10 protein-coding genes are annotated in these 14260 nt (G+C 59.3%); 8 read left to right on the forward strand and 2 right to left on the reverse strand.

Annotation, left to right across the window (positions count from 1 at the left end; translation table 11 throughout):
* Positions 1 to 12 precede the first annotated feature (12 nt).
* Together CJ187_RS01495 and CJ187_RS01500 are read left to right on the forward strand one after the other, a co-directional pair.
* Positions 13 to 3162, forward strand: coding sequence for a glycosyltransferase (locus tag CJ187_RS01495; protein ID WP_146003059.1), 3150 nt, complete (start codon positions 13 to 15; stop codon positions 3160 to 3162).
* Complete coding sequence (locus CJ187_RS01500; RefSeq protein ID WP_102216064.1) at positions 3152 to 4543, forward strand: DUF5719 family protein; 1392 nt, start codon at positions 3152 to 3154, stop codon at positions 4541 to 4543. The genes CJ187_RS01495 and CJ187_RS01500 overlap by 11 nt, the downstream gene beginning before the upstream one ends.
* Positions 4544 to 4700: 157 nt before the next feature.
* Here the strand turns inward: CJ187_RS01500 and CJ187_RS01505 are convergent, their stop codons facing one another.
* The gene (locus CJ187_RS01505) at positions 4701 to 5138 is read right to left on the reverse strand and encodes a metallopeptidase family protein (protein ID WP_102216063.1); all 438 of its coding nucleotides are present in this window, start codon (positions 5136 to 5138) and stop codon (positions 4701 to 4703) included.
* 89 nt (positions 5139 to 5227) lie between these two features.
* Here CJ187_RS01505 and CJ187_RS01510 point away from each other — a divergent pair, with 89 nt between their 5' ends.
* The 6 genes from CJ187_RS01510 to hpf all read left to right on the forward strand — a co-directional run bounded on the left by CJ187_RS01510 (position 5228) and on the right by hpf (position 11431).
* Positions 5228 to 5590 (forward strand): DUF3499 domain-containing protein, encoded by a 363-nt coding sequence (locus CJ187_RS01510; RefSeq protein ID WP_434737330.1) that lies wholly within the window; start codon positions 5228 to 5230, stop codon positions 5588 to 5590.
* 55 nt (positions 5591 to 5645) lie between these two features.
* A complete protein-coding gene (gene mtrA, locus CJ187_RS01515) occupies positions 5646 to 6329 on the forward strand; it encodes an MtrAB system response regulator MtrA (RefSeq protein ID WP_102216061.1) in 684 nt (227 codons plus the stop codon).
* 6 nt (positions 6330 to 6335) lie between these two features.
* The gene (gene mtrB, locus CJ187_RS01520; RefSeq protein WP_269843564.1) at positions 6336 to 7949 is read left to right on the forward strand and encodes an MtrAB system histidine kinase MtrB; all 1614 of its coding nucleotides are present in this window, start codon (positions 6336 to 6338) and stop codon (positions 7947 to 7949) included.
* Between the two features lie 25 nt (positions 7950 to 7974).
* Positions 7975 to 9639, forward strand: coding sequence for an LpqB family beta-propeller domain-containing protein (locus CJ187_RS01525; RefSeq protein ID WP_102216059.1), 1665 nt, complete (start codon positions 7975 to 7977; stop codon positions 9637 to 9639).
* 250 nt (positions 9640 to 9889) lie between these two features.
* Positions 9890 to 10579: a ComF family protein gene (locus CJ187_RS01530; protein WP_102216058.1), complete on the forward strand. Its 690-nt coding sequence runs from the start codon at positions 9890 to 9892 to the stop codon at positions 10577 to 10579.
* 183 nt (positions 10580 to 10762) lie between these two features.
* Complete coding sequence (hpf, locus tag CJ187_RS01535; protein ID WP_102216057.1) at positions 10763 to 11431, forward strand: ribosome hibernation-promoting factor, HPF/YfiA family; 669 nt, start codon at positions 10763 to 10765, stop codon at positions 11429 to 11431.
* A gap of 191 nt (positions 11432 to 11622) precedes the next feature.
* On the opposite strand, the gene CJ187_RS01540 is transcribed toward hpf, so the two are convergent.
* The gene (locus CJ187_RS01540; protein WP_158237709.1) at positions 11623 to 13905 is read right to left on the reverse strand and encodes an HtaA domain-containing protein; all 2283 of its coding nucleotides are present in this window, start codon (positions 13903 to 13905) and stop codon (positions 11623 to 11625) included.
* Between the last annotated feature and the right edge of the window lie 355 nt (positions 13906 to 14260).

Here is a 14260-nt window from a genome sequence, read left to right on the forward strand (position 1 = left end):
TGAGTCCGCGTGATGAGCTCGCAAACTAACTCCATCACCGCCCTGATCGTCACCGGTGGGAACACCCCGTATTTAAAAGAAACGATCGCTGCGGTCACGCGTCAAACCCGCCTTCCAGATCGACTGCTCGTAATCGACTGGTCCAACCAAAACGTTGACCTTGAGGACGTGCGGACCCTCCACGTGGGGCCGTGCCAAAACTTCGGTGACGCCCTCAAAAAAGCAATCGAACAAGACCCAACCATTACTAACTGCGACTGGCTGTGGCTACTGCACGACGACGCGGCGCCCCTAACGAACTGCCTGCAAGAACTGGAACGCGCCGCCGTTAACGGCCCCACCGTCGGAGCCGTGGGGCCAAAGTGCATGGCGTGGTCCGACCCCACGCGTCTGCTGTCAGTTGGGATTAAAGCGTCGCGAACCGCGCGGCGAATGGACGATATCGCGGCAGAAGAAATAGACCAGGGGCAATACGACGACACCGCGGACGTGCTCGCCGTGGGGACCGCCGCGATGCTGGTCCGCACCGATACTTACACGCACCTAGACGGATTCGACCCCGCGTTGGGCCCATTTGGGGACGGTTTAGAGTTCGGCCGTCGAATCCGCCTGGCCGGATACCGCGTAGTCGTCGCGCCGGGCGCAAAGATTCGGCACGCCCGCGCCTCATACCGGGCCGTTAGAGACCATGCTAAAGCTCAGTTAGACCGCTCGTATGCGCCGCGGCGTAGCGCGCAAATATACAACGCCCTGGTGGCCGCACCGGCGATACTAACGTGGGTGATGCTAGCGTTCCTGCCCGTCGTCACTGCGCTGCGATGGGCGTGGCGAGTGGTCACCAAAAACTTCGAACTGGGCCGCGCTGAATGGCAAGCCATGGTGCAGGTTCTGCGCCGAACGCCCGACGTCTTCAGAGCGCAGCGTCGCATCCGCAGAACCTCGCGGGTACCCCGCAGCGTCCTGCGGCACCTCGAGGTGTCCAACCGTGAAGTGACGCGAGCCGCTCGCACTCGGGCGCGCAAAGAAAAACGTCGCGAACCCGCGCAGCAACTGGAACCCATAGCTGCGCGCCTACTGCGCAACCACCGGGCCAGAACCCGCGCTGGCGCGGCCGCGGGCGCACTCATTACCCTCATACTCACCGTGCTTCTACTGCGCCCGGTGGTCACCGGACTATGGGGGCAGGCGTGGGTGAACCTTCCAGATTCGTGGCTGCTCCTAGTTAAACAAGCCTGGGGCGGATGGGTGTTCTCTGCCGGCGGATACCCCGGGCCCACAGACCCGCTGCTCGCAGTCTGGGCCTTACTCACCGCCCCGTTCGCGGTTTTCACCATCCAACCGCAAACCGTTCTGCTGTGGTTTTGGTTGCTCGCCCCCGCACTTGCCTGGGCAGCTATGTATGCGGCCGCCGGCGCGCACAGTCAAAGGGTTGCGCTCAGACTCATTGCCGCAACCGTGTGGACCGGCCTGCCCACGTTCCTGCTCGCCTGGTCCGACGGGCGCCTAGCCGCGGTGTGCACACACGTTGCCCTGCCACTACTAGTGCTTGGGATAACGCGCACCAGTGGGTTCGCGCGGCCGCTGCTGATCCGCGGGGCACAAAACCAAATCGAGCAAACCCCTCCGGTGCGCAGCGAGTACGCGGCACTAGCTGCACTGGCCACCCTCGTGATTGCCAGCAGCGCCCCGTGGACATTTGCACTAGTGCTCCTGCTGATCGCGATTTTGCTGGTGCGCGGTAGGAACCACCGCTGGGCACTACTGCTGACCGCCCTCCCGACCGCAGTTTTCCTCGCTCCCACGTATGCGCATGCTTTCGGGCTTGGCATGCGACAGGGCGCGCAGTTCCTACTGGCCGAAAACGGGCAGGCGCTCGACTACGCGGCCCCCTCAAGCCTGGACCTACTGCTCGGTATTCCCCACGAATGGTTGGGAACGACTGCGGGCTACATTATTTGGCTCCTGCCCACCGCACTCGTAGGAATCGGTGCGTTCGGCGCCCTCGCGAGCCGCAGGCAGGCAGTTAGTGTGCGCCTGCTGATGCTGTTCGCAGCAGCCAGCTTGGTGGTAGCCAACCTCACCACCCGCACGGTCGTGGACCTGCAAGATGCGTGGGTGCGGGCCTGGCCCGGGACCGCGCTCAGCATTGCTGCAGCCGCACTAATCGTGGCCGCGTTGCGTGCGTTCGCACCACTGTGCCTAGTGGACCGACCCAACCGCGCAACCCGTTACCGCCGCGCCTTCGACACGGCCGCGGCCGTGGGCTTCGTGCTGGCAATGGCAGCGCCCCTAACCGTGATCGGCACGTGGCTTCCCCGGGCAGTCGACACCGACCAGAGTGTGCAAACCCACGCCCCGCGCGCACCTCTAGCCAGTGTTGACGCTCAGCATTCGACCCGGCACACGCGCCTGCTGGTAATTAGTGTGGACGCGGGGCGGTTGAGCGCAGCCGTGCGGCGGGCGCAAGGACCTCAACTGGCGGATTCGAGTGCGCGCCTACGCTGGGACAGGGCCCACGCAGTCAAGCAAGTGGAAAGTGCTCACGCAGACGAACAAGCGCAAAGCCTTCACGCAGGCAAACAAGCGGATACGGTGGACGCGCTCACCACGGGGAGTGCGGAAGACAGGGACCTGGCGCAGATGCTGACTCGGCTGGTGCAAGCCCCAGATGAGACCACTGCGCGGGCGCTGCAAAGCTTTGCGATAGACCAGATCGCACTCGCCCCTGGAACCGGGGTGGCGCGAGACCGGACGATGGCAACTCTAGATTCATTCGGAGCGCTGCAACGCGCAGGGGAGTCGGAGTTAGGTACCCTCTGGCGCGTGCGCCCGGATGGGCAAGCACCAGCCCGGTTATACGTCGATGCTGCAGCGCGGGGGAGCGGCTACATAAGTGCGGACACGACCGCGCAGGCCGGGCAGAAACTCACGCTCACCGAACGCGCGGACGCAAACTGGCATGCCACGGTGCAAGGCCAAGCGCTGCAGCCCACCCAACACGGATGGCAACAGGCCTTCGACGTGGGCACGAGCAGCGGAACGGTGCATGTTTACTACGGCAACCCGTGGCTTTACACCTGGTGGGTGGCGTGTGCCGTGACCGCAGTGGGGTTGGGACTCATGCTCATTCCTGTTAGAAGGAGGCGCCGCAGTGCCGTTTAACTGGAAAGAAGGATTAAAACTGTCTGCGCTGGGCGTGTCTGCGCTCGTGTGCGCCGGCGCACTTGGAGCCACTGGGTTCATTGACGTATTCACTTCCAGTGCTGCGGTTCAAACCGCGCCCGCTTCCGTGTCCGCTTCGCTGGAAAACTCACAGGCCCAACTCACCTGCGTGCCACATGGGCTAGCCGCCGACGGAGCCGACACTATCGCCGGTGACCTTCAGGTACTTGAAGATGGGGGCCAGTGGGTCGATGAACTCCAAACGCTGAGCACTAACGGTCCCGGCAGCCAGGTAGACCAAAAGAACGCAAAGAGCCTGCGTGATCCAGTGCGCATTCAGGTGCGCACCCAGGCAGATACCCGAGTTTACACTTCCGCGATTACGCAATCTCACACCGCGCACGACAACGGGTTAGCGTGGAGCCGGTGCGGCGCTCCAACCATGGAAGGTTGGTTCGCGGGCGCGTCCACCGCGGTTGGGAATCAATCCGTTCTGGTCTTAGCCAATCCGTCGGATGCGGCGGCAAACGTGAGTCTGCAGGCCTGGACTTCCGTTGGCCCCCTGGATATTCACCCCAGCGTGGTGGTCCCCAAGCTCAGTAGCGTACGCGTTAATTTAGCTAGTTATTTTCCGCAGGAGGAGGCGCTCGCGGTGCATGCGCGCGTCGATGGGCCCACGCTCGGAATGAGTTTGCTAACCACTTCGGTGGCGGGCGTAGCCCCTCAGGGAATGAATGCTACTGGCCCGGCTGCGCAACTGGAACGCAAACTTGTGTTCCCCGGGTTCATGGCCACTAACTCACACCCGCGGCTGCGGCTCGTGAACCCCGGGCAAAAAGACGCGGTGGTGACGGTGCAGGCACTCACCCCCAAGGGAATGCAGGACGTGCCGGGTGCCACGGACCTCACGGTTGATGCTGGAGCGGTACTGGAACTGAACATGGATGGGTTACCTGGGCCGCACGTGGGGATAACAGTAGACTCATCAGTGCCAGTCACGGGCGTGCTCACAGCGGACGTGGAGGGCAAACGCAACGAAGATGGCGACGCGGTGTCCGACCGCGGCGTATGGGTGCCCGCGGCCGCCAGTAAGAACCTCGGGGGACTGGTTCCCGACTTAGCGGGGCTTAATGCGGAACTGTCGCTCGTGAACCCAGCGGGGGAACCAGCGCACGCTCGTGTGATGGGCAAACCGGTTACAGTCCCTGCGAACTCCACGGTCACGGTGGCGGCGAAAGGCAACGTGCAGGTGAGTGCGGACCGCCCCCTCTTCGGTGCTGTCACGCTCACAAAAACAGGGGATCAACCGGCAATCGCTTCGTTACCACTTACGGATCCCACTCAACTTAACCCCCCGCTACAGCTGAACATAACTCGCTAACGCACGTGCTTTGGGCGTGCACAACTCGCCAGCGTGGGTGTCGTATGCGTGCAGAACTCGCCAACGTGGGTGTCGTATGCGCGCACAACTCGCTTCGTGCGCGTCTAGCTCACTGCGGGCGCTTCGGGCGCGGGATCCGCGCTGTTTAATGGTTGGTTTAATCGTTGGGGCCGCGCATCAGGTCGTCTCGGTTAATTCCCGTGAGGTCCCCGAACTGCTCCGCAAGTAGTGCCCGCACGAACGCGTGCAAACCCGACGAGAACTCGCGGTGGCTCGCGCGCCCAGCCCGGTAGCTGATTGGGAGCCGGTACAGGATAATCCGGGCCCGCAGGCCAGCCATCCGATCCACTGCGAAAGCGCGGCAGAGGTTAACCATCGGGGATTCCCACGGAGCCGGATCAACGGGTGGACAGTCTTCCACCGCCACCTCAATTTCTCGCAACTGCGGGTACCTGGCGGCCATTTCGTTCGCATGCATCATCACGATCTCGTTGAATGACTCCGACCACGTGCGGCGGGCAGGGACGACGGGGGAAAACAGGGGGCCGCGCGCGCCTCTGCCATGCCGATCTCGGTTCCGAACCACTGGACGCATAGCTGCATTCTAAACCATGCTCCCCGCTGTACCGGCGCGGTGGCCTACAGAAACCCTGAGGATTCACCTATTCTGGATGGGTGAGTGCGATGCGAGTTTGTTCCCGACCTACCTGCCGTGAAGCGGCGGTAGCTTCGTTGACGTATGACTATTCTGAGGCCACAGCTGTCTTAGGACCCCTGCCGCCCAACCGGGAGCCGCACGCGTACGAGCTTTGCGAAAAGCACGCCCACAACTTCACAGCTCCCCGCGGCTGGCAGGTAATCCGCTTAGAAACAAACTTCGAACCCGCCCCACCCTCCCCCGATGACCTGCTGGCACTGGCGGACGCGGTGCGGGAAGCGGGACGTAAACCAGCGGGCAACACCCCACCGGGCGCAGGGCGTGAACCGGGGCGCGGTGACAGTGCTGCGAAGAGGCGCCACCACTTCCGGATAGTAGAGGGCGGTTAGGGCGCAGCGAGGATATGATTGATGTTAGAACCGAGCTGAACGGAACAGTGAACTGATGAGCGCCAGTATTCTTGTTGTTGACGACGACGTTGCCCTCGCGGAAATGATCGGCATTGTGCTAGGTGGGGAAGGCTTCAGCGTCTCTTACTGCCACGATGGGGACGAAGTGATGGGCGCGTTCCGCGCCTTGAACCCAGACCTGATTTTGCTTGACGTGATGCTCCCCGGGCTGAACGGTATCGAACTGTGCTCCATGATCCGCGCTGAATCTGACGTGCCGATCGTGATGCTAACGGCCCGCACAGACACCAGTGACGTCGTCGCTGGGCTAGAAGCCGGGGCGGATGATTACGTTCCGAAACCCTTTAAACCCAAAGAACTGGTGGCGCGCGTGAAAGCTCGGTTGCGGGGCCGGGAAGTACTTGAAGAAGAACACCTGCAGTTCGGGGAGATCCGGGTGGACGTGTCGGGTCACCAGGTGTTCCGCGGGGAAGAAGAGATTGCCTTAACCCCACTGGAGTTCGACCTGCTGGTAGCGCTTGGGCGGGCCCCTTGGAAAGTGTTTTCGCGCGACGAACTGCTTGAAAAAGTGTGGGGTTACCGCCACGCGGCCGACACCAGGCTAGTGAACGTGCACGTGCAGCGGCTGCGTTCAAAGATTGAACGCGACCCCGAACACCCCGAAGTGGTGGTAACCGTCCGCGGGGTTGGCTACCGCATCGGTAACTCTGGAGCGTAACCACTCGTGTCTTCACCCACGAAGCTGTTTCGTCGAATCGCGCATTCGCGGTTGACGCTTCCGCTGCGCCGGTCCCTATCATTGCGGATCGCGGTCATCATGAGTTTTGTTGCCATCGCTATCCTCGCCGCCCTGTTCCTTGTGGTGACCTACCAGGTGCGGGCCGATATATTTGACCAGCGGCGCGGGCAGATCCTCGACGACGCGTCCGTTAGGTTCACGCAAGCACAATCCACATTCGACCAGTCCACCGCCACCACCCCGGACCAGGTGCAAGACCTGGCGAACCAACTGGTGTCTTCCCTGCAAACCTCGTCCGCCGGTTCAGGGGTTATCTCCACGGTTTTGCTGCGTTCCCCCAGCGCTTCAAAAACTTTTGCGATTAACGAGTTGATTGACCGGGACCTCGTGGACGTCATCAGTGCGAAAATGCGCGCTCAGGTAGCGGCGGGCGCGGAGTCTTACTACCAATCCGTTTCCATTCCCTCCGAAAATGGCACTTCTGTACCCGCAATCGTAGTGGGCTCCCTGGTTCGACTCCCCATGGCGGGCGATTACGAACTGTATTTGATCTATTCTCTGCGTTACGACCAGACCGTTATTTCCACCATGTTTTCCACCCTGTCAGTTGGCGCCCTCCCGGTGGTGTTCATCCTGGCGCTGTCCATCTTCGCAATCGTGTACAACCAGCTTCGCCCCGTGGGAGTCACTGCCCGTGCCGCCACGAAACTGGCGGACGGAGACCTCACGGCCCGCGTGCGAATCCGTGGGGAAGACGAGATGGCGAAGCTGGGCCGGGCATTCAACAACATGGCGGACTCCCTGCAAGAAACCATCGCGGAATACGACAAGCTCTCGCAGCTAGAGCAGCGCTTCGTCTCCGACGTGTCCCACGAGCTCCGCACGCCCCTCACGACAATCCGGATGGCGGAAGAAATCCTGTACGACGCCCGGCAGAATCTGGATCCCATGATGGCGCGTTCAACGGAACTGCTGCACGAGCAGGTGGATCGGTTCGAAAAAATGCTCGCGGACCTGCTGGAGATTTCTCGATACGATTCGCGCAAGGCGAGTTTGGAAGCCGACGTGACGGACCTGCGCGGAGTGGTGAGTAAGGTGGTGGAAGCGAACCAGACGCTTGCGAATAAACTGAGTGTTCCCATTGAGGTGGATATGCCCTCTACTCGCTGTATTGCAGAGGTGGACCACCGGCGGATCGAACGGGTGCTGCGTAACTTGCTGGTCAACGCGATTGAACACGCGGAAGGTAAACGCGTGAAAATAACGGTGGCAACAGACCCGACGTCAACCGCGGTGCGGGTGCGTGACTGGGGCGTGGGCATGGATGAGCAAACGCGCGAACACGTATTCGAACGGTTCTTCCGCGCAGACCCGGCGAGGACCCGCACCACGGGAGGTACCGGGTTGGGCTTATCTATCGCGAAAGAAGACGTGGCTCTGCACCACGGGGTGATAGAAGCCTACGGGGTACCGGACGAAGGATCCGCCTTCCTCGTGACCGTGCCGAAAGTGGCCGGTGAAGACGTGCGTTCGTTCCCGCTGCCACTGTGGGAAGGGGTAGATCACGCCACCACGTCGGAAGGTGGCTTATCTTCGTGAGTAACCGGGCAGGAGGAGAATACGCATGAGCGGATCACAAGAACGCGGGCCCCGCTCGTTCATTAAAGTGCTCGCACTGGTGTGCGCATTCGGCCTGGTTGGCTGCCAGACTTTCCCCACGTCCGGGCCCGTGACCGCGTTTAAACGCAGTGAACCGGATTCGGAAACGGTGGTGTTGAAAGGCTCCGGCCCGGTTAAAGATGCACAACCGGAACAGATTGTCCGTGACTTCATCCGCGCCTCAGGGGCGGGCTGGTCGGATGACTTTCAGGTTGCGCGCAGTTATTTGACCGCCACGGCGCAGCGGGACTGGTCGGCGGACACGCAGATCCTGATTTACCCGGACGATAAACCCCCAGAAGTTAAACAAGATGGGCAGAGAGTTAAAGTGTCTGCTGCGGTAAGCGGTCACGTTAACGGCGCGGGCCTGTACGAACCTCAGGCGCGGAAATCGCGTGACGAACTGGAGTTCCGCCTGTCGCAAGACCGGGATGGGCAGTGGCGGATTAACTCGTTACCCGCGGGCGCTCTGGTGTCGCGCAACGCGTTTGACGCGGCGTTCACGCAAGCCGCCCTGTATTTCCTTTCGCCCGATAAGAAAACACTGGTTGCGGACCAGCGGTGGTATCCGCGGCGCCGGTTGGCTTCGCACCTCATGCAGGGGCTGATTCAAGGTCCTGCGGAGGGGATTCAAGCGGCGGTAGTGAATGCGGTTCCTGAGGGGGCGCGGCTGCCGTTGCAGTCGGTGGAGGTGAATGCTGGCCGGGCGAAAGTGCGGGTGGAGGCGGAGGAGATCCGCTCACTCGAGTCGCAATCCCTGTTCAAGTGGCAGCTCACGTCAACGCTGATGCAGGTGCCGTCGGTGACGGAAGTGGACATTGAACTGAATAGTAAACCTTTGGCGGACGTGGCGTTGCCCGCGGAACCGCAGTGGGCGCTGGGCCGGAACGTGGGGCTGTCTGACCGGGGGATTGAGATTCGAAGTGGAGGCAGTTTCTCGGTGGCGGTACCGGCGTCAACGGTTGGTAACTATTCGGCGGATTACCCCACTATTGGTCCGCTGGAGCATTCCCCGATCGCGTACGTGGCGAACCGCAGTGCGCTGGTGGCGGTGACGCGCGATGGGGTGCCGTCGGTGATTTACCGGGGCCAGGAATTAGGGGCGCCGTCGGTGGACCGCGCCGGCTGGGTGTGGAGCGTGGATGCGGGCGAGTTGATTGCTGCCAGTGTGAATAATGAGGTCGCGAACCTGCCGCAACCGTGGGATAGTGGCGGACCGCTGCAGCAAGTGTGGGTGTCGCCAGATGGGGCACACGCACTGTTGAAACGCGGCGGGGAGCACCGGAGCGTGTGGATCGCGGAAGTGAAGCGATCCCCGTCAGGCACACCGCTTGGGCTGACTAACCCGCGGCAAGTGGATGACCTTAACGATTCCGTGGACTGCTCCTGGGCGGGTAACGGCGTGGCTGTGGGATTGAAAGACGATGGAGACCACTCCAAAGTTGTGTTCAAAGACCTCGTTTCGGGAAGTTCCACCATGGCGATCCCAGGCCGCGCCAACCGCGTGTCTGCCGGATCTAGCCCGCAAAACGTTATCTTGGAGCAAGCTGACGGCGGGTACCTCACACGTGTGGGAGCGTCGTGGCGCGCCGATTCCGTGGAACAAAAATCTTTGACCTTTCCCCGGTAAGCCACCAGACCTGTTAGGGCGACCGGGTGCGATAGCGTTCCAAATCCGTGAGGTTCTTGGGTGCCGGAGGTTTTCAGGTTTGCGAGGTTCCTTGACGCTGGAGGTTTTCAGGTTTGCGAGGTTCCTTGAAGGCGTAAGTGGAGGGGCTGTCCAGCGCATTTGTGTGGATGAGCTGCGTCCACATGGCTTGTTTTCCACGACCTGCTTACACTGAGCCCCACGGCGGGGGAGTGATCGTAATACTGGGGGCATGTACGCGCGCCCTCTTTTGGATCTGCTGTTGCCCACTGCGTGCGCCGGTTGCGGCCGGTGGGACACGCCCCTGTGTGAGGCATGTGGGAACCTGTCGAGCACCTACCCGCGTCCGCATGTGCTTGAGGAAGTGGGGAGCCCCGCGGTTGCCGCACTTTCACTCGGTAAATATGACGGACCTTTGCGGCGCATAATTCTCACCGCTAAACATGATTCGGGTGCGCGGTTAGATACCTGGCTTTACCACTGTGGAATAACTTTGGGGGCGGCCGCTGTGGACCGCCTGGAGTGTGCCGGGGCTGTGGGTGGTGAAGAAGTGTGTGTTGTTCCTGCGCCGTCCAAGCTGCGGCGCCGCTGGCAGGGGATGATGGTTACTCCGCAGGTAGCGTGTGCGGTGGCGCAAACACTGCGGGCAGTGGGGGTGCCGGCACAGATGCGAGAGGTGTTGGCGCTGCGGGTGGGCCAGCGCACCCAGTCGGGCCGGGATGCGCAGACGCGCCGCCGGGGTCGCCACGGGGCAATGTTCTTGCGTACCCCGGTGCGGCAGCGGCAAGCAATCGTGGTGGATGACGTGATCACCACGGGCGCCACGATCCGAGAGTGCGTGCGCGTGTTAGAAAGCACGGGGGTGCAGGTGCCGCTCGTGCTCAGTTTGGCTGTAGTGAAGAAACCCCAGTTCATAGGGTAGAATCTAACACCATAAGGTGACGTAGTTCACCGCAGTCAGGTATTATAGGTGTATGCCTAGTGAGTTAACACTTACAAAGAGGTAGGCGACCGGGAGGTGGTAGTTAAACTCACCGCTGGCACAGCCGTTGTGTCAGTAATCAGTCTCCCTGCGTAGGGATGGACCTATATTCCAGGAGGAATCATGGATATCACAGTTGTCGGACGCAATGCCGAAATTCACCCGAACTTCCGCGAATACATTGAAGATAAGGTTGCGAAGGTCACGCAGTTTTATCCTCGGGCGCAACGCATCGACGTGGAGCTAACGCACGAACGCAACCCCCGGCAGGCGGAAACTGCGGAACGCATAGAGCTCACCGTATTTGGTAAAGGCCCTATTATTCGCGCGGAAGCCTCCAGTTCGGATCGGTACGCAGCTGTCGACATTGCAACCGGTAAGCTGTTCGAGCGACTCCGCCGTGCTCGCGACCGGGCGAAAGACCACCGCCGGCGTTTCCACCAGCCAATCGCAGCTGATTTGGGTGGGATCGTGCCCGACGAACCAGAAGAGAAACCGGAACCTAAAGAACCCGTTTCAGACAAACTGCGTTCCGCGGAAGATCTCAAACTCGGTGAAGAACGCGAAGAGCAGCTGGGAGACTCCCCCGTTATCGTCCGGCAAAAACTACACGAAAGCCAACCGATGACGGTAGATCAGGCACTGTACCAAATGGAATTGGTGGGCCACCCGTTCTTCCTATTCATTGATTCAGAAACCGGCCAGCCATGCGCGGTCTACCACCGCTCTGGCTGGACCTACGGGGTTATCCGCCTCAACGCCGTAGTCGCAGGAGTAGTAGACGACAAGTAGCACGTAAAACAAGTTTCGAACGGTAATCAATACGTCCAAGACACGCATGCTAATGCGTTAATTAGCGCGGAATATGCATGTGGGCGTTAAAAACACTCCCTGAAAGCTAAGTTGGTTCCACAGCTCTTGCTTTCAGGGAGTGTTCAATGTTTCAAGGAGTGTTCTACTCCCAGGTTAATGCTGCAAACCCGCTATGAGTGGCGGTTGCGCACTGCGAGCACACCAGCCCCCAGGGCGGCCAAAAGAACACTCGCAAACACGATGCTCATACTGTCCACTCCGGTTGCAGCCAACCGTTTTGCCTGCCTGCCAGGTGCATGGTTTCCATCAGTGCTTACTGCCTTCAGCTTCGGAGGGTTCGCGGTAGCCTGCACCTGCGCCCGTTGAGTGACTTCACCAGATTTCTTTTTTGCAAGAGGATCTGTAGTTACCGGTGGTTTCCGATTCGCCAGTGGCTCTGTGCTCGCTGATGGTTGCTGATTCGCCGGTGGCTTCGGCACGGCTTCCGGTGGGCGTTCTGTATTTGGTTGCTGATTGTTTCCAAGCTCAGACTCTTTGGGGAGCTCTATCCCAACCGCAAATCGCTGTCCTTCTATCTCTTGGCCGTACACTCGTTCTTCACCGACCTCGCGATATGCCTGTACTTTCGGTATGTAGATCCCGTTGTCAGCGTCTTCGAACACGTGCTCGCGGTCCGCGGACTTCCACTTATCAGCTGCTCTGGTTGTGCGCCCAAACTTGTCTGAGCACTTGTCTATGCAGTTAATGGACACCCGCCACTTTTGCCCAGACGTGTCCGCAGCTACATCCCATTGGACCTTTACGTTTTTCTTGGCATCTACAGTGGCTTTAACACTTTTTGGATCAGTCACTGTCTTCGATGTGACTTCTGGGATCTTAAGCATGATTCCACGGTCAAAATAGCGACTGTTTAACGAGGCCGCATGTGCAGCAAGTGTGCCGATCGCGTAGGTGCGTCCGGGGATAAAGTTATCTGCCGCAATAGTGATCGTGTGTTCAAATGTGCCGTCTGAGTTAATCTTTGGAATATACCCCGAGTACAAGCCCCCGGGTCCAGTTAACGTTAGACACTCGTTGATAACCCACTCGTCATCTTGAGTAACCAAGACGTAGACACCATTGCCAACGGGGTCTTCGGGATCGTTAAAACCCGATCCTTTGAGAGTGAACTTCATCTCTTTGCCCGCATCAACTACCTTGGGTTTAATTACCTCTAGTTTTGCCTTGGATACACGCGTGTCTCTAGGTTCATCTGCTTTGCAGCGGCCCCGGTAGCTGCCCATGTTTGGTTTCTGTGCGGGCTGCGTCGATTCGTGTGCCCGTTTTTCTTTCAATGACACAGCTATGCCCGCGAGGTTTTCTCTTGCACTGTAAAACCCCCCGAACGCAGCGACCCCGGATTGCAAGAGTGTTGCCGCCTCAGTTTTGATAGTCATTGAATCGCCTGAGGTTCTTGCGTCGATGTTTTGTAGGTTTGCTATCTCTATGCGGTTGTAATCAACCAGCTCACCTTTTGTGGTGGTATCGACGAACCTACGCGATTTCACTTCGGCAGAAAGCACCCCATTTCGCTTTCCGCCAGCTGCGTCATTCGCTTTAGTCAACTGTATAGCGGGGTTAGAGATCGTCATCTCCAAAATCCCACCGTGTCCAATAAGGTGAACTGTGCCTTGGAACTGGAGTGTATTCGAAGGGTGATTCACATCCAGTTTCTGATCGCTAACTGTTTTGAAACTGAAGCTTGTAACTGTTCCGTTTTGGTCTTTGATGGCGGTTGCACCGCCGGCGGTTTCAACAGTTCCGTGCGCGATCGGGCCTTGGATGTACTTGAGGAAAGAATCGCGTACAGACCAGTTGAGATTACCCTCAACCGCAGTGGAACGCGATGTCGCTTCACCACCGGAAGGGCTAGCAGGCGTGGTTCCACCCTGTGCACTAGGAGTTGTTCCACCGGTGTGGCTTTGCGGTGAAGTGGGGGTGCCGGTACTTGAGTTCCCACCAGAATCCTTGTTCAGTGGAGCGCAGTAGTGCGGAGCATCGTCATCACTACCATCGTCTAGGTAAACGTTAGCAGCATTCTTAATTAGCTTGAGCGCTGTTGTGGCTTTACTCAGCGCTTGCTCATAGTCGTGTTTTCCAATTAACTCTTTGGCGTTGTCAAAGAAGGTCTTACCCTGCTGGATTCCACTTAGGTAACCGGTTTTGGCACTGGCGTCACATTTGGAGAAGTCTGTCGCCACTTCTTTAAGCGCTTCCTCGACCTGTGCAATTTGCTTGTCGAGCTGTGCTTTCAGATCCGAATCTGCAGGCCCACTACTAGCATTTATTAATCCACCGCCAGTAACTGCTGCAGCTCCAACCGCGTGTGGGGAAAAGACGACCATGCTGGTCACAAGCGCTGCTAACGCGAAAATGGAAGAGCTTGCGCGCGTTAAACTTCGTTTGCTTGACACGTTTATTTTCCTCTCAGTCTGAAACTGCTTGAAAGGTCTTTTACCGTTCAAGACGTGTCCGAAAAAGTAGGCGAACCCGCGTGCACGTGCAGTTTCTACTGAGAGCATCTACTTTACGGGCGCTTAGGTTAGCCTCGCCTAATTTAACATGAGGGAGCCGAGTTCTTAACATCCACGCAAACGAAGCTCGACCCTCATGATATAAAACGAACGCTTATGGCAGACAAGCCGGTAGCAATCTTGTCGGATTTGTTCGCTAGCCGCTAATCCGCGCGCAAGTGTACGGCCTTGTGGAACTTAGGATTAGAATGGGAGGGTTGATAGTGTAGCTAGGCTACTTTGCCCGAACTGACGA

The organism is Gleimia hominis, from assembly GCF_002871945.2.
Classification (GTDB): Bacteria; Actinomycetota; Actinomycetes; order Actinomycetales; family Actinomycetaceae; genus Gleimia; species Gleimia hominis_A.

Coding starts and splice junctions, on each gene's coding strand:
- mtrA (WP_102216061.1), top strand. CDS start 5,646: ATGAGCGCCAGTATTCTTGTTGTTGACGACGACGTTGCCCTCGCGGAA.
- CJ187_RS01510 (WP_434737330.1), top strand. CDS start 5,228: ATGCGAGTTTGTTCCCGACCTACCTGCCGTGAAGCGGCGGTAGCTTCG.
- CJ187_RS01530 (WP_102216058.1), top strand. CDS start 9,890: ATGTACGCGCGCCCTCTTTTGGATCTGCTGTTGCCCACTGCGTGCGCC.
- hpf (WP_102216057.1), top strand. CDS start 10,763: ATGGATATCACAGTTGTCGGACGCAATGCCGAAATTCACCCGAACTTC.
- CJ187_RS01505 (WP_102216063.1), bottom strand. CDS start 5,138: ATGCGTCCAGTGGTTCGGAACCGAGATCGGCATGGCAGAGGCGCGCGC.
- CJ187_RS01495 (WP_146003059.1), top strand. CDS start 13: ATGAGCTCGCAAACTAACTCCATCACCGCCCTGATCGTCACCGGTGGG.
- CJ187_RS01525 (WP_102216059.1), top strand. CDS start 7,975: ATGAGCGGATCACAAGAACGCGGGCCCCGCTCGTTCATTAAAGTGCTC.